The sequence below is a fragment of the Bifidobacterium sp. LH_417 genome, assembly GCF_056357035.1.
On sequence record NZ_JBKEVI010000007.1, the window covers coordinates 63,312 to 79,599 of the forward strand.

Sequence of the window (16,288 nt, forward strand, 5' to 3'; positions counted from 1 at the left end):
CGCCTATGACCGGTACCACGCCGATAAGGAATCGGCGGAACGCCAAGTAAAGGAACAATCATGAGCTACGACGACACCGGCATCATCACCATCGACACCATCGACACCATCGACACCATCGACACCATCGACACCATCGACACCAGCGGTCCGTTCACCGACGCCGTTCCGTCCGCCATCGGCGACGGATCCGCCGACCGCGGCATCGCCGAGCCAGCGATGCCGCAGGTGCCACTGCCCGAGCCCGCCTCCGACTCTTCCGACACCTTCGTCGCCAAGGCGTCGGGCGTCGGCGCCGGCCTCGACGACCTGCTTGACTCGGACCGGCCGTTCTGCGACCTCGTATGGGTGCCGCTCACCTCGAGGAAATACCTGTCCCCGCACCTGCCGCTGGGCGCCGATCCCCTCGAGGCGTTGAACGCCAACTGGGAGAAGGTGCGCGGCGAGGACGTCGCCGTCGTGTCGGACAACGGCATGTCGGTGACGATCCCGATGGAGGTGGACAGCATCGCCTGCCATCGGAAGGTCACGCTGCGGCTGACCCTCGTCCCCAACCGCTACCACGACGAGGACGACTCATGCCCGTCGTTGTACCTGCACCGTGTCGAAGGACCGGCGGAACCGGCGTCGACGATCCCGGCGAAGGGAACGCCCGCCGCGGCCGTCGTCCCCGGGCGCGCGCTGCAGGAATTCGCCTACCTCGGCGGTCGCGACTTCGACTCGCCCGACTCCTATCCGGAGAAGCTGCGCAGGCTGGCGGACATGGCGCTGCCTGAGGACTGGGACATGCCGGAGGAGACCAGGCCGTTCCCACTGCTGCACCGGTACCTCACCTACACGTTCTACCGTGTGCAAAGCCAGGGAAAGGTCGTCGTCAACGAGTCGGCCCACGGAGGGTTCGCCGCCATCAACACCGGTCTGGTGTCCCGCGTCTCCTCCGCCGACCTGTACATGGTGTTCGGGCGCAACGGCGGCCGCGAAGGCTCGAGGAAGTGGCGTCTGTGCGGGTTCTGCGAGGCCGGTGTGGGCGGCATCGGCAAATACCTGCTGCAGTCCCTGCCCGTGGAGAGCGGCAAGGTGCGTTTCCCCGAACGCGCCACCTACTTCAGCAATCTGTCCGACGTGCTGTTCGACGTGCCCCGCGAGCTGGTGGCACTCGACTACGCGCACATCCTCGGCGACCACCTCGAGCGCATGCCCGAAGGGTTCCTCCGCCGCGCTATCGACGGGGAGTCCCCGCTGCACGCGCGTCTGGAGGAGCTGCTCGCAGCCGGCACCGACGACGAGGGATGGCAGACGTTCGGCAAGGAGGTGCTCGCCGACACCGTGGTGCGCCGCCGCATGCAGGAGGCCATCGACCGCGGCCTGGAATACGCGATGGTCCTCGCCCGTCTCGACTACAAGACCGCCGTGCCCTGCTTCTACCCGACGACCGACCGCATGAGCCTGCTGCTGCCGCTGGGATTGACCGATCCGTTCAAGGCGGAACTGGCGCTGGTGATGCAGGTGAACGGCAACGGCACGGCGCAGGGCGTGACCGTTCTGCCGCTGCGAGTCGCGTTCGCCAACGCGCGTCTCATCTGCCGTCCCGATTCCAGCTGGCTGACGCTGTGACCGGGGCGCCCGGGAATCGTGCGTCCCGTCCCACGGCCGGGGCGCACGACGGATACACTTGGGACAACAGACAACAGACAACAGACAACGGCTGGGCCGGGACGGCCGGCGGAGGGAATCGAGACGGATATGAGGATCGGCGTGACCGGGCACCAGCGCATTCCGGAAGAGGCGAGGGCATACGTGGAGCAGGGGCTCGACGAGTTCCTGCGCCGTCACGCCGGCGGGGACGTCGTCGGTGTGAGCTCGATGGCGTGGGGCGCCGACCAGATGTTCGCGGACGCGATGCTGCGCGCCGGGTATCAGGTCATGGCGATCATCCCGTGCCGCGGATACAAGGCCACGTTCGACGAACAGGGCCTCGCTGAATACGACCGTCTCATGACGCAGGTGCGCACCGCCGTGACCCTGGACTTTCCGGAGCCGGGCGAGGAAGCGTTCCTCGCCGCCGGCAGACGCGTGGTGGACGAATCCGACCTGCTGGTCGCCTTCTGGGATGGACTGCCCGCCGCAGGCAGAGGCGGCACCGGCGACGCCGTGGCCTATGCGCGGGCGAGACGCAAACCCGTCGTCGTGATATGGCCCGAGGGGGTGGCCCACTAGGCCGGTTTGCCCCTTGGCCGGAGACAACGTACGCGGGGACGTTCGCCGGCGTACGGTCTTTCCGGCATTGCCGTGTTTTCCGTCAGGTTCCGCCCCGGATACCCCTATGTCAGGCGGACAGGTCGCCGACCTGTCGTCAGGGGCATCCGAAAGGAACGACGAATCATGGGAACGACACGGAAGGTGAGGCTGACGAAACTCACCGAGCGGGACGCGTTTATGCCGGAGGCGATGCGCACCGTGCAACGGTCGATCGTGGTCAGGGCAGGAGGCAGGCCGAGACCCTCGCGCGACTGGTGGGCCGCGCTCTTCGACCGCAGGACGATGGTCGCACGCTACCGCAAGGACAATCATCTGCCCGACGAAGGGTATCTGCACGTGCTCATCGAAGGGTATCTGGGAGCGGTGGCCATCGAACGGCAGGACACCCTCCTGCTGCAACAGGCGCTGCGATGCCGCGCCCTGGAACTCGTCGAGGAGTGCCGCGGGCTTCAGGAGAGACTGCCCGGACTGCTGCGGTCCCGAGACCGGGCCGCCGAAGCCATAGGCGGGCCGTCCGACGCCGACCGGCCATCGACGGCGGCGGAATGCTACGAATCGCCGGCCGCAATCGCGCGCCGCCGCCGCCGGGAGCGGACGAAGGCGCTTCACGACGGCAGCGCGGCCGTGGATGCCGCGCTTCGTCGTCTCGCCGAGATCAGAAGCGAACACGCCGAACTCGAGGACACGTTCTGCTTCCATCAGGGCGCGTTCATAAGCCGTGCGGTGGTGATCCGCACCTACTACCTCATCCGCATGAACGATTTCGTGCGCCGGACCCTGTATGGGGTCCTGCGCGACGGTGAGCCCCCGATCCTTCCCGACATGCCGTGCGGGTTCGACGATCCGGAGCCGTTCCCCTCCCTGCCGGACAAGGCGCCGGAGGAGATGGCCGTCGCCGGGGATGGCGATGGGAATAGTACTGGGAATGCCGGCGGAGGCACCGGGGCCGTTGCCGGGGATGGCGCCGAGGATTCTGCGGCGGCATCCCGCCGCGAGGACGCCGCGCGACGCGGCGGAGAGGCCGTCATCGCGGTCCTGTAGTGCCCGACACGCCCGGAATCCCGATTTTTCGGTTCCCGGGCGTGTTTCCTCCGCATACCGTCCCGCATACGCCTATGGAGGGCGACGGATACATACGGCACATGATCCGCAGCCGGAATCGCGTGCGAAACCGCGCGCTCTCCGGTCAAGGAAAGGAGCACCCATGTTCGATCGCAACCAGAACAATCCAGGCAACCGAAGCAATCCGAACGGCCGGAACGACGCAAACATCCGGAATAACCCGAGCGGCCGGAACAACCCGGCCCGGCGGGTGGCTCGGCAGGCGGCGCGGGCTGTCTTCGCAGCCCTGTGCGCCGCAGCCCTGCTCTCCGGCCTCGGCGGCTGCACCTCCGGCGCGAACGAAGCCGCCGAGTCGAAGTACTCCGCCGTGGCCGTGGTGATCGCCGACACGGTGACGAATCCGGCGCCGTCCCTGAGCTCCGACGAGGAGGCGCTGGTGAAGGACGTCATGCTGACCTACGGCACCGACAGGCTGACCGTCATCTCCGCAGCCGGCGAACCCCGCACGGTGCGCCCCGACCTCGTCGAGTTCGATCCGAGCCAGGGAAACGCCACGGGCAACAACGTCCGCGCGAAAAGCAACATGCTCGAACTCGCCGACGCCCTGGCCGCCATGCACGCCGCCAGCGACGAGCAGAGCACGCTGGAGGCGATCGCGATGGCCGCCGACTTCCTGGACGCCAAGGCATCCGACGGCAAGCCTGCGCTGATGCTCGTCCATTCGAACGGCATCGACACCGCCGGGCCGCTCGCCATGCAGAGCACGCTCGCCGCGAACTCGGCCGACGAGATCGCGCAGGCGGCGCACGGGGCGATCCCCGACCTCTCCCTTGAGGGGGTCATGGTGAGGCTCGCGGGTTTGGGATATCTCGCCGATGACGCGCCCAAGGCGCAGGAGCGGCCGTCCGCGGCCGTCCGCACGCTCATCGAGGACGTCTGGACGCGCACGTTGAAGACCTTCGGGCCCGAAGGCGTGGAAGTGGACAAGACCCCGCTCTCCGGCGGCCATGCGAGCGGCGCGACCAGAAAGGTCACGGCCGTGAAGCTGCCTTCCGCCTCGGTGGCGTGCACGTCCGGGAATGTGAACTACCGGCTGCCGTCGTCGCTGCTGTTCGCGCCGGACAGCGCCGTGCCTTCCGCCTCGGCGAAGGACCTGCTCAAGGAGCCCGCGGCCCTGCTGCACGACAACCCCCGGGCCACGGTCACCGTCACCGGGCACGCGTACGCGGCCCCCGCGTACGACGCGCAGGACTATCAGGCCATCTCCGAAGCCCGGGCGGCCGCGATCGCCGAGATGCTGCGCGACGACTACGGCATCGACGCCTCCCGCATCACATCGCGCGGGGCCGGTGCAAGCCAGTCCGCAGGCGACGTCGGCGGATCGGAGAGCCCCGAGGCGCAACGCCGCGTGGACGTCGCCGTCACCGGCGTCGCGGACTCCTCCTGCAAAGTCGGCTGACTCCGGCCGATGATTCCCCGTCCGATCCCGCGATCGCGCGGCATCGGACGGGCACCACCCACGACTGTGCCGGAAGGCGCGTGGAAAGGAAAGCATCATGAACACGTCAAAACACATCGAACTTCCCGAATTCAGCGCGGATCGCGCGTTCGACGACATCGAGACAAAGGCCATGGAGGAGCTCCAGGGGCTGATCGATGTCCATGCGCTCGATTCGGCGCACGGCGACCTGATCGACGACTACGTCGCGAACCTCTCCGAGGACGTCCATCGGCAGGTCGACCGCACCTACCATGACGGGCTGCGCATCCTCGAGAGGCAGGAGGAGAGGCTCGTCGCCCGCATATCGCGGTCCCGTTGCGCGGCGGACGCGGCCGCCGACGCCGCCGCCGACCTCGAACGGCAGACCGATGCCGTCTACGAGGATTGCCTCGGCCTGCGCGCCTCGCACGGCGGCGTCGACTGGTGTTCGCAGCTCGGCTGGTGGAGGTCGGTCGGCGGGGAGCAGGACCGACCCGTGGCCGGCCGGTCGCCGTCCTCCGCTGGGTCCTCCGCCGCACCTTCCGCCGTGCCCGCCGCCGCATCGCCCGATGACGGGGCCGGGAAGGATCGTCCGGCGGCGTTCGCGGCCGAGCCCTGCGTGTTTCCGAAAAGGACGGTGGTGTTCCTGATCGCCGGCGTGCTCATGGAACTGGCCGACCCGGTCATGAGCGCCTCCCTGTTCGACGCGCTGCTCAACATGCCGGGCACCACCGTGTTCGGGGTGAGCCCGTATTCCTGCTTCATCGTGCTCGCCGTCACCGCGGCCGCGATAGGCGTCCCCTCGTCCATCGGATGCCATCTGGCGTCGTCGCGTCCCTCCGGCGGCGGCCGGGCTGGGGCGCCGCGGTGGATCGTCGCCCTTGCGGCGGTCTGGGCCGCCGTGGGGCTGGGCATGGCCTTCCTGCGGGTGTTCGAGGCGCAGATAGAGGGTGTGCGGCCGAACTACGCCTCCAGCGTTCCGGTCGGGTTGTTCATGCTCTTCATGTACGTGTGCGCGGGGCTCGACCTGTTCGCCACATCCTTCTCATACTTCGGCGGCACGTACCACCGCGTGCGCGCCGTCCAGCGCGGGGCGCGCAAGGCGCGGGCGCGGGCCGCCGGCGAGATGGCCCGCACGGAAGGGCTCGTCAGGCGGCTGGAGGCGTTGGACGCCATGCGCGAACGGTTCACCGTGGAACGCGACCGGCAGCATGCCGTCCTGCATGCGCGCGAGGACGCCATCAAGAACCTGGCGCGGCTCCGGCTCGCCCGCGCCCTGGCTGACCCCGCCCAGAGCGCGCTGGTCAAGACGCCGCTGCGCCCGGAGCGCGCGCGGGCGGAGGCTCGTATCCCGGCGGTTCCGCCGGTTCCGGAAGCCGCGACGGGGACTCAGCAGTCGATGGTGTAGACGCGGGTCTTGTAGTCCTTCCAGTCGGGCAGGGATTCACCCGCGTCGAGCGCGCGTTTGATGTCACCGTAATAGTGCAGTTTGCGCTGCACGTGCATCGCAGCCTCGTCGAGCGCGCGCCGCTGCTCGTCGAGTGTCTTGCGACGCGCGTCGAGCAGTTCGAGAATCTCATCGATGTGCGCCGGCTCGTCCTGCTCGTAGGCGAAGAACCGTTTCAGATCGTCGATGGTCATGCCAGCGTTCTTGAAGCAGCAGATGGCGCGCAGCCGGTTGATGTGGCACTCCTCGTATTCGCGCCGCCCCGCCGCGTCACGCCCCACGTTGGTGAGCAACCCCTGGTCCTCGTAGTACCGCAGCGTGGAGGTCTGCATGTGGAAGCGTGTCGCCACTTCACGGATCGTGTACGTCCCAGCCGTCGCGACTCCCGCCGTCGCAGCTCCCGCCGTCGTGTCCATCGTGCCGTCCTTTCCGGTCGTGCTCTGTCCGTCCGACTACGCCAGTCACGTGCGCGTCGCCATGCGCGGGGTTCCGCGTCCGCCGCCGCAGCCGCACGACACGCCGCGGACGTCGATTTGCCTTCAAGTTTACTTGAACTGAGAGGATGATTGCGTAATCACGAACATGGACGCCCGACCGGACTCGACGCGGATTCGACGGGCCCCAAAGGAGATATCGACGATGCCCGACTTCATCAGCGCATATACGCCCGCAGACACCCGCTATGACACGATGATCTACAACCGCTGCGGCGCCTCCGGCCTCAAACTGCCGGCCGTCTCGCTCGGCTTCTGGCACAACTTCGGCGACCTGACGCCGTTCGATCATATGAAGCAGCTCGTGTTCACCGCGTTCGACAACGGCATCACGCACTTCGACCTCGCCAACAACTACGGTCCCGAATACGGGCAGGCGGAGCGCAACTGCGGCGTGCTGCTCGACCGGTACTTCAAGCGCCACCGCGACGAGCTCGTTATCTCCACGAAGGCCGGATACGACATGTGGCCTGGCCCGTACGGCGACCACGGTTCGCGCAAGTACCTCATCGCCTCGCTCGACCAGTCGCTGGAACGCCTCGGCCTCGACTACGTGGACATCTTCTACCACCACCGTCCGGACCCGGAAACCCCACTCGAGGAGACGATGGGCGCGCTCGCCCAGATCGTGAGCTCCGGCAAGGCCCTGTACGTGGGCCTGTCCAACTACGACGGCCCGACGATGGAGAAGGCGGCGGCGATCCTCAACGAACTGCACACGCCGTTCATCATCAACCAGAACCGCTACAACATCTTCGACCGCACCATCGAACAGAATGGCCTCAAGGACACGGCCAAGCGTCTCGGCAAGGGCATCATCACGTTCTCGCCGCTCGCGCAGGGCCTGCTCACGAACCGCTACCTCCACGGCGTGCCGGCCGACAGCCGCATCGCCCTCGACCCGCGCTTCCTTCAGGATTCCGCGCTCACGCCGGAGCGTCTCCAGCAGATCCGCGAGCTCAACGACATCGCCATCGCCCGCGGCCAGACGCTCGCCGAGATGAGCCTCGCTTGGCTGCTGCACGACGGCGTCGTCACCTCCGTGCTCGCCGGCGCCTCGAAGCCGCAGCAGATCCTCGACAACATCGGCGCGTTGAGGAACACGACGTTCAGCGCCGAGGAGCTCGCCAGGATCGACGAGATCTCCAAGCGCTGAAACCCCGAAAACAAGGGAGGCGGACCCTCGCCAGAGGATTCGCCTCCCTTGCCGTGTAACGGAACGTGCGACGGCCTACATCACATCACCAACCGCGCATCTCGTCGTAGATGCGCTTGCAGTCGGGGCAGACCGGATACTTGGACGGATCGTGCTTGGGCACCCACACCTTGCCGCACAGCGCAACCACCGGGCGTCCGGTCATCTGCGATTCGGCGATGCGGTCGCGCGACACGTAGTGCGCGAACCGGTCCGCGTCGCCGTCGTCGGAGCGGCTGGTCTCCTCCTTCTCCTCCGGACGTTCGAGCACCGCGGTGCCGGTGCCGGCATCCGGATCGGACAGCGGCGACGACGTGTCCGCGTCGAGGAACGCGGCGAGAAGCCTGCCATCGTTCAGCTGATCATTGTTCGTCATGACGACCTCCTGATAGGACCTATGCTGCCCACCATCATAGTTGCCGTCGCCGCACCCGCGCCGTCGTGCGGTGGCGGCAAGGCGCGGTAGGCTAGTGAGCCATGACCATAGCAGTGTGCCCCGGCTCGTACGACCCCGTGACCGCCGGACATCTTGACGTAATCGAACGCAGTGCGCGCTTCTTCGAGGAAGTGCATGTGGTGGTGGCGGTGAACGCGGCGAAGACGCCGATGTTCCCCACCGAGACCCGCGTCGACATCATCCGCCGTGCCCTCGCCAAGGACGGATGCACGAACGTCGTCGTCTCCTCCACCGGAGGTCTCATCACCGACTATTGTCGTGAAGTGGGGGCATCCGTGATCGTGAAGGGCCTGCGGCAGAACGGCGACTACGAGGCGGAACTCGGCATGGCGCTGGTGAACCGCAAGATCGGCGACGTGGAGACCGTTTTCCTTCCCGCCGACCCGGTGCTCGAACACATCTCCAGCTCGATCGTCAAGGACGTGGCGCGTCATGGCGGCGACGTGACCGGCATGGTGCCCGATTGCGTGGTGCCGATGCTCGCCGAGGCGCTGTCGCGGGAGGTCGAGGCGCGCGCGTCGAAGGAAAGGAACGCATCATGACCGATGCAGCATATGACGACAAACAGGAAGGCGCGAACGCGGGCGACGGCGGTTCCGCGCCCGTCACGTTCGAGCCGATGATCGCGCCACCGTCGTCCGCGACGGACGGCGCGAACGGCGCGAACGGCATGGACGCGCCGCTCGACCCGCCTGCGCCGTCGGCCGTTCCGGCGTCGCCGCAGGCCGCGCCGGGAACCGCCGACGACACCGCCGCCGCGGCCCCCTCCCCCACCGTCGCCTCGCCGACGATTCCGGAGGACGACGGCGACGACAGCGACATCGGCGACGACGCGCGCGTGCTCAAGACGCCGTTCCCATTGCCGGATCTGCGCGAAGGCGATGACGAGGACGACGACATTGATGCCAGCCGCGACGAGTTCACCACCGTCTACGACATCATCGACCAGTTGGAGGCGACGCTCGAAGAGGCGAAGGGCAGCATCTTCTTCCCCGACCAGGTGAAGATCGACCGCACCGAATTCGCCGGTCAGTTGAGCGACCTGAAGAAGATGCTCCCCGTGCAGCTGGAACGCGCCTCCGCGCTCATGCGCGAGGCGGAACGCCGGCTGGAGGGCGCACAGACGCAGGCGAACGCGATCGTCGCCTCCGCGCAGAGCCGCGCCGCCGACATCGTCAAGGAGGCGAACGAGCAGGCGCAGTTCCTCGCCGGACAGGAGAACGTCACCGAACTCGCGCGGCAGAAGGCGCGCACGATCCTCAACACCGCGCAGACGAAGGCCGACCGTCTCACGCGCGGCGCCGACGAGTATTCGACGAAGGTGATGGAGACGCTGCGCGCGCAGCTCGCGAAGATGAGCGGCGACGTGGACGCCGGTCTCAACGTACTCTATGAGCGTCGCAAGTCGGCCGGCGCGGATATGCCGCACCTCGACATCAGCGACTATCCCGAATCGCGCTGACGCGTTCGGCCGCCGGACCGCACCCGGTTCACGGTCGAGCACGACGAACTGAACATGAACAACCGAAGCCTCGCGGGACCAACCGCAGGCGACAGCAGAAAGGACTTGACCTCATGCCCCGTCCCGAAGATTCCCTCTGGGCCGTGCCCGTCGCGCAGGTCGCATCGCGCGCCGGCCAGTCGAAGGCCGTCGACGCCGACTTCCCCGCACCGAGCGGCATCGGCGACGCGGTGATCGGCGTCGAGGAGGGCGCGCCTGTGCGCGTGACCGGCTCGTTCGACTCGATCGTCGACGGACTCATCCTCACCGCACGCGTCACCGCGCCCGTACACGCCGAATGCACCCGCTGCCTCAAGCCGATCAAGCGCGACTGGGGCGTGAACGTGACCGCGTTCTTCCCCTACGAGTCCGAACGCGACGCGAACCGGTCCGGACGCGACGACGGCAAGGGCGAAGTGGACATCATCGCCGGCGAGGAGGAGTCGGAGGACACGTACCCGCTGCTGGCCGGCGGCGCGTTCGCCGACCTGGAGGCGCTGCTGCGCGACACGCTCGTCGAGAAGCTGCCGCTGCAGCCGCTATGCCGCCCGGATTGCAAGGGTCTGTGCTCGCAGTGCGGCGCTGACCTCAACGAGGATCCCGACCACCATCACGAGACCACCGACATCCGCTTCGCGGGACTCGCCGCGTTGAAGGAGCAGCTGGAGGCCGAGGAGTCGGGCAACCAGGGCGAGTGAGCGCGACACACGCGGAGCCGCGCGTCCGTCTTTGTACAGGCGGTGCGTTACAGTACTGAACGCTTAAGCTCAATGTTCGAACGAAACAGAGGATACTGAAATGGCACTGCCTAAGTACAAGACCTCGCGCGCCAACACGCACTCGCGCCGCGCGAACTGGAAGGCGACCGCTACGGCGACCGTGACTTGCCCGAACTGCGGCGAGCCGGCCCTGCCGCACGTGGCCTGCCCGAGCTGCGGTTCCTTCCGCGGCCGCATCTACCGTGAGGCCATCCGCTCCGGTCACGCCAAGTGATCCACGCGGCATAGCCACGAATAACGGCATGAAGAAAGCCCTGCCATCGACGGGTGGCGGGGCTTTCGCATAGCTATCCACCCCTTCCCCGTCTTCACACCTTTCCATCCGGCCTCCGGCCGACCCTTAAGGACATCAAGGAGCACATGATGACCGAAACCACACCCACCCGCACCGCCGGCGCGTCCGACGCGGCGAACGAACTGCTGGAACGTCTGGGCACGACGATCAGCCCGGACCTGCTCGTGCAGGCGCTCACCCATCGTTCCTTCGCGCACGAGCACCCCGGCGTCAAGCATTACGAGCGTCTCGAGTTCCTCGGCGACGCCGTGCTCGAACTCGTCGCCACCGAGACCCTCTTCCGTGTCCATCCGGACATGACCGAAGGCCAGTTGGCGAAGATGCGCGCCAAGGCGGTGAGCGAGGAGGCGCTGAGCGCGATCGCCCGCACCAAGCTGCACGTTGAGCCGTACATCCTGCTCGGCCGTGGCGAGGCGGCACAGGGCGGCGCCTCGAAGAGCTCGATTCTGTGCGACATCGTCGAATCGCTGATCGGCGCGACGTTCGTCGAACACGGCATCGACGGCGCGCGCGAGGTCGTGCACCGCCTCGTCGACGACACGCTCGCCGAGGTCGCCACCGAAGGCCCCGCCCTTGACTGGAAGACCTCGCTGACGGTCAAGGCGCATGAGCTCGGCAAGCCGGAGCCCGTCTACCACATGTCCGTCTCCGGACCGGAGTATGCGCAGGTGTTCACCGCACGCGTCACGCTCGGCGACGACGATACGGTGCTCGGCACCGCGCGCGGCTCCAGCAAACGCAAGGCGCAGCTGGCCGCCGCCGAGATCGCCTGGCACAAGCTCAGCGACTGATTCCGCATTCCGCCCATTGGGCCGGGCCCTGCAAACATCAGCGAAACGAATAGACTGGAATCCACGCGCGAAAGCCGGCCACAAGCCGGTTTTCCATGCAACGGGGCCGGCACGGCACGGGCGGAACCATCCCGTACCGTGCCGGCCATGGATCAGTAGTGAAGTGTGAGAGGATTATGGCTTTACCCACGCCTTTGCAGGCTTTCAGCGGCGTTCCCAAGACGCCCGTGAACGACAAGCAGACCATCGTCGACGGTGAGAAGATGACCGGCGCGCAGGCGCTGGTCCGTTCGCTGGAGGATCTCGGCGTCACCGACGTGTTCGGCATTCCGGGCGGGGCCATCCTGCCCGTCTATCATCAGATCAATGACGATCTGAAATTCCGATTCATCCTGATGCGTCACGAGCAGGCCGCCGGCCATGCCGCGGAGGGTTATGCGATCGCGACCGGCAAGGTGGGCGTGTGCATCGTCACGTCCGGCCCGGGCGCCACGAACGTGGTCACCGCCATCGCCGACGCGAACATGGATTCCGTGCCGATGGTCGTCATCACCGGTCAGGTGGGCGTCAACGCGATCGGCACCGACGCATTCCAGGAGGCCGACATCGTCGGCATGACCTACCCGGTGTCGAAGCATTCATATCTCGTCACGCGCGCGCAGGATATCCCGCGCGTGCTCGCCGAGGCGTTCCATGTGGCCGCCACCGGCCGCCCCGGACCGGTCGTCGTGGACCTCACGAAGACCGCGCAGGTCGGCGACATGTACTATTCGTGGCCGCAGCGCATGATTCTGCCCGGCTATAACCCGACGACGAAGGCGCATGGCCGCGTGCTCTCCGATGCGGCGAAGCTGTTCAACCAGTCGTACCGCCCGGTGCTGTACGTGGGCGGCGGCGCGATGCGCTCCAACGCGGGCGCGCAGGTCAAGCGCCTCGCCGAACTCACCGACGCCCCGATCGTCACCACGCTGCCGGCGCGCGGCATCGTGCCCGACACCGATCCGCACAACCTCGGCATGCTCGGTATGCACGGCACGGTGGCGGCCACCGGCGCCGTGCAGCGCTGCGACCTGCTCGTCGCGATCGGCGCGCGCTTCGACGACCGTGTGACCGGCAAGCTCGACGCGTTCGCGCCCGGCGCGCGCGTCATCCACATCGACATCGACCCGGCGGAGATCGGCAAGAACCGCACGCCGGACGTGCCGATCGTCGGCGACGTGGCGACCGTGCTCGACGATCTCATTCCGGAGATCGAACGGGCGCAGGCGATCACGCCGAGACCGAACCACAAGCCGTGGTGGGACCGTATCGCCTACTGGCGCAAGCAGTATCCGATGACGTGGGACGAGCCGACCGACGGCTCGCTCGCCCCGCAGTGGGTCGTCAAGACGCTGTCCGACATGGCCGACCCGTCCACGATCTGGGTGACGGGCGTGGGCCAGCACCAGATGTGGGCGTCCCAGTTCATCGATTTCGAGAATCCGAAGTCGTGGATCTCCTCCGGAGGCCTCGGCACGATGGGCTACGGTCTGCCGGCCGCGATCGGCGCGTCCGTGGGTTCGGCCCGCGAGTTCGACGGTGCCAAGCCGGTGTGGCTCATCGACGGCGACGGCTCGTTCCAGATGACCAGCGAAGAGCTGGCGGCCGCGTTCTTCGCGCGCACGCCGGTGAAGATCGCACTGCTCAACAACTCCGTGTACGGCATGGTCCGCCAGTGGCAGACCCTGTTCTACGATCACCATTACTCGCAGACGAACCTGCTCGACGGCGAGGCGCACGGCGCCGAGGGCGACGCGCAGGCGGCCGCCGGCGAACTGCCGCTCGAGGTGCCGGACTTCGTGAAGCTGGCCGAAGCCTACGGTTGCGTCGCGTTCCGCGTGTTCACCGAGGAGGAGGCCGTCGAGGCGATCCGCAAGGCGAACGAGATCAACGACCGCCCGGTGCTCATCGACTTCCGCGTGTGGAAGGACGCGATGGTGTGGCCGATGGTCGCCGCCGGCGCGTCGAACGACGAGGTGACGTACAAGCCGGGCGTGAAGCCGTTGCTGGACGACACCGAGGGCGACGCCTATGTGAACGCCGCCGAGGAGGCGCGCAGGACCGCCGCCGCTTCCGCCGCCGAGAACGGGAAGGAGAACTGACATGCCCGCGAATTATCCCGCTTCCAAGCCCGGTTCCGAGCGTCATACGCTGAGCGTCCTGGTGGAGAACCGTCCGGGCGTGCTGGCGCGCATCGCCGGCCTGTTCGCCCGCCGCGCGTTCAACATCAACTCGCTGTCCGTCTCCCCCACCGAACGTCCGGACATCTCCCGCGTGACGGTGACGGCGGACGTCGAGGCCGTGCCGCTCGAACAGATCATCAAGCAGCTCAACAAGCTGCTGCACGTGCTCAAGATCGTCGAGCTCGACCCGAACACCACGGTGGAACGCGAACTCGTGCTCATCAAGGTGGCGGCGAACGAATCCAACCGCTCCGACGTGCTGGAGATCGTGCGTCTGTTCCGCGTGCGCGTGGTCGATGTGAACCCGGAGTCGCTCACCATCGAGGCGACGGGCGCGGAAGGCAAAATCGACGCGCTGCTGGGCCTGCTGGAGCATTACGGCGTGATCGAGCTGGTGCGTTCCGGCGCGGTCGCCGTCACGCGAGGCCCGAAGGCCCTGAGCGAAAAGGTGCTCGGCTCCGAGATCACCGGACGCTGACGCCGCGCACGTTCCGGCCGGCATCCCAAGAGATGAGCGGATAGGAGCGTGGGCACGACGAAGGGGATGGATACGTCATATGACGTATCCATCCCCTTGTTGCATACCCCGAGCGCCAAGTGCTAGCATAGTGCATGCATTGATTGATGACTGCACTATGACAGCAAGGAGGTCATGATGACCGCAACAGAGAGCACCGGCACCATCACCGTCCGCAAGGTGCCCGCGGAATGCATGGACGCGCTCAAGAAGATGGCGAAAGACAACAACCGCTCCATGGAGGCGGAGGTACGTTCGCTGCTGGAGGACTGCACCACCGAGTATCTGGCGCACCGCATCACCACTTCGGCCGATCTCGTGGCCGAGATGCAACGACTGCTCAACGGCGAGGGACTCGGCCCGGACGAGGAACTGTGTCCTCCACGCAACACCTACGACACCGGCCCCCGCCCCGTCGATCTGGGTCTCGACGATGACGACGATTGCGAGGGAACGCGATGATCACCATCCTCGACACCAATGTCGTCAGCGAGGTCACCAGCAAGCCCCGCATGGACACTAATGTTCGGGACTGGATCATATCGCAGCGACTCCATACCCTCCATACGACGAGCATCACCATCGCCGAACTGCTATACGGCATCGCCCTGCTGCCGGAATCGTACAAGAAGGAACGCCTCAGGCAAACCACGTCGGCATTCATAGACAATTTCCGACATCGCACGTTGTCGTTCAACAGCGCAGCCGCCCCGTATTACGCCACCATCGTCACCGAACGACGGGCGGCGGGACGTCCGATCGGCACACAGGACGCGATGATCGCAGCGATCGCGCGTGCGCACGGGGCGGCGGTGGCGACGCGCAACGTCAAGGATTTCGAGGGTACCGGCGTCACCCTCATCAATCCGTGGGAGGCACGGTAAAAGCCGCCGGTGGGGTGACACATCGGACATGAATCCGACGTGTCGTCCCACCGGCGGCCTCATCGGGCCCGCGTTCGGGAACGGCTCCGATCACAGGTCGAGCGGCGGCAGGGTGACGGTTGCGTCGGCGCGGTCGCGGCAGGCGGCGATGCGGCGCGCGTTGATCTCGTCGACCTCCATGACCCACTTGCGCGCCTGCTCGGGCTCCTTGCCGAACTGAATGTGACGCTCGACGAGACGCTCACGGCGCAGGTCGTCGTCGACGTCCACATACCACACTTCGGTCATGGCGGCGCGCACGTCCGCCCACGCATCGGCCTCATCGAGCAGGTAGTTGCCTTCCGTGACCACAAGACGGGTCCACGGGAAGACCGGAATCGCGCCGGCGAGCGGCTGTTCGAGGTCGCGCTCGAACATCGGGGCGTAGATCACGCCGTCCTCGCCCTCGTGGATGCGGCGCAGCAGGGAGCGATAGCCGCGGGCGTCGAAGGTGTCGATCGCGCCCTTGCGCTGCAGACGATTCAGGCGCTTGAGCTCAACGTCGGCCAAGTGGTAGCCGTCCATCGGCACCCAGGCCGCGAAGTGGTCCTGCGGCTCGTCCAGACCGGCCTCGCGGCCGTCGAAGAACGCCTCGGCGAGCAGTTGCGCCAGCGTGGACTTGCCGGCTCCCGGCGCGCCCACGATGCCGAGAATCACACGCTCGTTGGACGCGAGCAGCTTGGCGACGCGGGACTTGGCTTCATCGAGGTTCGCAATATGGGTCATCTGGGTCGTCATCGTCGTTTCCTTCCTTGAAAACATGGTCTGATTGCGTTTGGTTATGCCTGTCTGCACCGGCGAAACCGCATTGATGAGGCTTCACCTGCTTTGGAATCAACGGACACCGCAACGTCATCCGTTTTCTT

The 16,288-nt window shown here is 66.8% G+C and carries 18 protein-coding genes; 15 read left to right on the forward strand and 3 right to left on the reverse strand.

Going from position 1 to position 16,288, the window contains the following annotated elements; all coding sequences use genetic code 11:
• Positions 1–60: 60 nt before the first annotated feature.
• The 5 genes from AC1AYR_RS05970 (at position 61) to AC1AYR_RS05990 (ending at position 6,209) form a co-directional block, all read left to right on the forward strand.
• The gene (locus AC1AYR_RS05970) at positions 61–1,614 is read left to right on the forward strand and encodes a DUF3825 domain-containing protein (RefSeq protein WP_476511930.1); all 1,554 of its coding nucleotides are present in this window, start codon (positions 61–63) and stop codon (positions 1,612–1,614) included.
• Positions 1,615–1,743: 129 nt separating this feature from the next.
• A complete protein-coding gene (locus AC1AYR_RS05975; protein ID WP_476511931.1) occupies positions 1,744–2,217 on the forward strand; it encodes a hypothetical protein in 474 nt (157 codons plus the stop codon).
• Positions 2,218–2,382: 165 nt separating this feature from the next.
• Positions 2,383–3,300, forward strand: a complete 918-nt coding sequence (locus tag AC1AYR_RS05980; protein ID WP_476511932.1) for a hypothetical protein — start codon at positions 2,383–2,385, stop codon at positions 3,298–3,300.
• A gap of 163 nt (positions 3,301–3,463) precedes the next feature.
• The gene (locus tag AC1AYR_RS05985) at positions 3,464–4,780 is read left to right on the forward strand and encodes an OmpA family protein (protein ID WP_476511933.1); all 1,317 of its coding nucleotides are present in this window, start codon (positions 3,464–3,466) and stop codon (positions 4,778–4,780) included.
• Positions 4,781–4,877: 97 nt separating this feature from the next.
• Positions 4,878–6,209: a hypothetical protein gene (locus AC1AYR_RS05990; RefSeq protein WP_476511934.1), complete on the forward strand. Its 1,332-nt coding sequence runs from the start codon at positions 4,878–4,880 to the stop codon at positions 6,207–6,209.
• On the opposite strand, the gene AC1AYR_RS05995 is transcribed toward AC1AYR_RS05990, so the two are convergent.
• Positions 6,191–6,664, reverse strand: coding sequence for a MerR family transcriptional regulator (locus tag AC1AYR_RS05995; RefSeq protein WP_476511935.1), 474 nt, complete (start codon positions 6,662–6,664; stop codon positions 6,191–6,193). The genes AC1AYR_RS05990 and AC1AYR_RS05995 overlap by 19 nt on opposite strands.
• Before the next feature lie 223 nt (positions 6,665–6,887).
• Between AC1AYR_RS05995 and AC1AYR_RS06000 the strand changes: the two genes are divergently transcribed.
• Positions 6,888–7,898: an aldo/keto reductase gene (locus AC1AYR_RS06000; protein WP_476511936.1), complete on the forward strand. Its 1,011-nt coding sequence runs from the start codon at positions 6,888–6,890 to the stop codon at positions 7,896–7,898.
• Between the two features lie 85 nt (positions 7,899–7,983).
• On the opposite strand, the gene AC1AYR_RS06005 is transcribed toward AC1AYR_RS06000, so the two are convergent.
• Complete coding sequence (locus AC1AYR_RS06005) at positions 7,984–8,313, reverse strand: DUF3039 domain-containing protein (RefSeq protein WP_476511937.1); 330 nt, start codon at positions 8,311–8,313, stop codon at positions 7,984–7,986.
• Between the two features lie 101 nt (positions 8,314–8,414).
• Here AC1AYR_RS06005 and coaD point away from each other — a divergent pair, with 101 nt between their 5' ends.
• From coaD to AC1AYR_RS06050, 9 genes are all read left to right on the forward strand, one after another.
• Positions 8,415–8,936, forward strand: a complete 522-nt coding sequence (gene coaD / locus AC1AYR_RS06010; protein WP_476511938.1) for a pantetheine-phosphate adenylyltransferase — start codon at positions 8,415–8,417, stop codon at positions 8,934–8,936.
• Positions 8,933–9,856 (forward strand): ATP synthase subunit B family protein, encoded by a 924-nt coding sequence (locus AC1AYR_RS06015; RefSeq protein WP_476511939.1) that lies wholly within the window; start codon positions 8,933–8,935, stop codon positions 9,854–9,856. Before coaD ends, AC1AYR_RS06015 begins: the two co-directional genes overlap by 4 nt.
• 113 nt (positions 9,857–9,969) lie before the next feature.
• Positions 9,970–10,593: a YceD family protein gene (locus tag AC1AYR_RS06020; protein ID WP_476511940.1), complete on the forward strand. Its 624-nt coding sequence runs from the start codon at positions 9,970–9,972 to the stop codon at positions 10,591–10,593.
• A gap of 100 nt (positions 10,594–10,693) precedes the next feature.
• Positions 10,694–10,888, forward strand: coding sequence for a 50S ribosomal protein L32 (gene rpmF, locus AC1AYR_RS06025; protein WP_055427716.1), 195 nt, complete (start codon positions 10,694–10,696; stop codon positions 10,886–10,888).
• 149 nt (positions 10,889–11,037) lie between these two features.
• Entirely contained in the window at positions 11,038–11,760 is a 723-nt protein-coding gene (rnc, locus tag AC1AYR_RS06030) for a ribonuclease III (protein WP_476511941.1), read from the forward strand.
• 176 nt (positions 11,761–11,936) lie between these two features.
• On the forward strand, positions 11,937–13,901 hold the full coding sequence (locus AC1AYR_RS06035) for an acetolactate synthase large subunit (protein WP_476511942.1): 1,965 nt from the start codon (positions 11,937–11,939) through the stop codon (positions 13,899–13,901).
• A 1-nt stretch (position 13,902) separates the two neighbouring features.
• Entirely contained in the window at positions 13,903–14,460 is a 558-nt protein-coding gene (gene ilvN / locus AC1AYR_RS06040) for an acetolactate synthase small subunit (RefSeq protein WP_476511943.1), read from the forward strand.
• A 177-nt stretch (positions 14,461–14,637) separates the two neighbouring features.
• Positions 14,638–14,961, forward strand: coding sequence for a FitA-like ribbon-helix-helix domain-containing protein (locus tag AC1AYR_RS06045; protein WP_476555148.1), 324 nt, complete (start codon positions 14,638–14,640; stop codon positions 14,959–14,961).
• On the forward strand, positions 14,958–15,383 hold the full coding sequence (locus tag AC1AYR_RS06050; RefSeq protein WP_476511945.1) for a PIN domain-containing protein: 426 nt from the start codon (positions 14,958–14,960) through the stop codon (positions 15,381–15,383). The genes AC1AYR_RS06045 and AC1AYR_RS06050 overlap by 4 nt, the downstream gene beginning before the upstream one ends.
• Before the next feature lie 90 nt (positions 15,384–15,473).
• Here AC1AYR_RS06050 and AC1AYR_RS06055 read toward each other — a convergent pair whose 3' ends face one another.
• Entirely contained in the window at positions 15,474–16,160 is a 687-nt protein-coding gene (locus tag AC1AYR_RS06055; protein WP_476511946.1) for a nucleoside/nucleotide kinase family protein, read from the reverse strand.
• Positions 16,161–16,288: the final 128 nt, after the last annotated feature.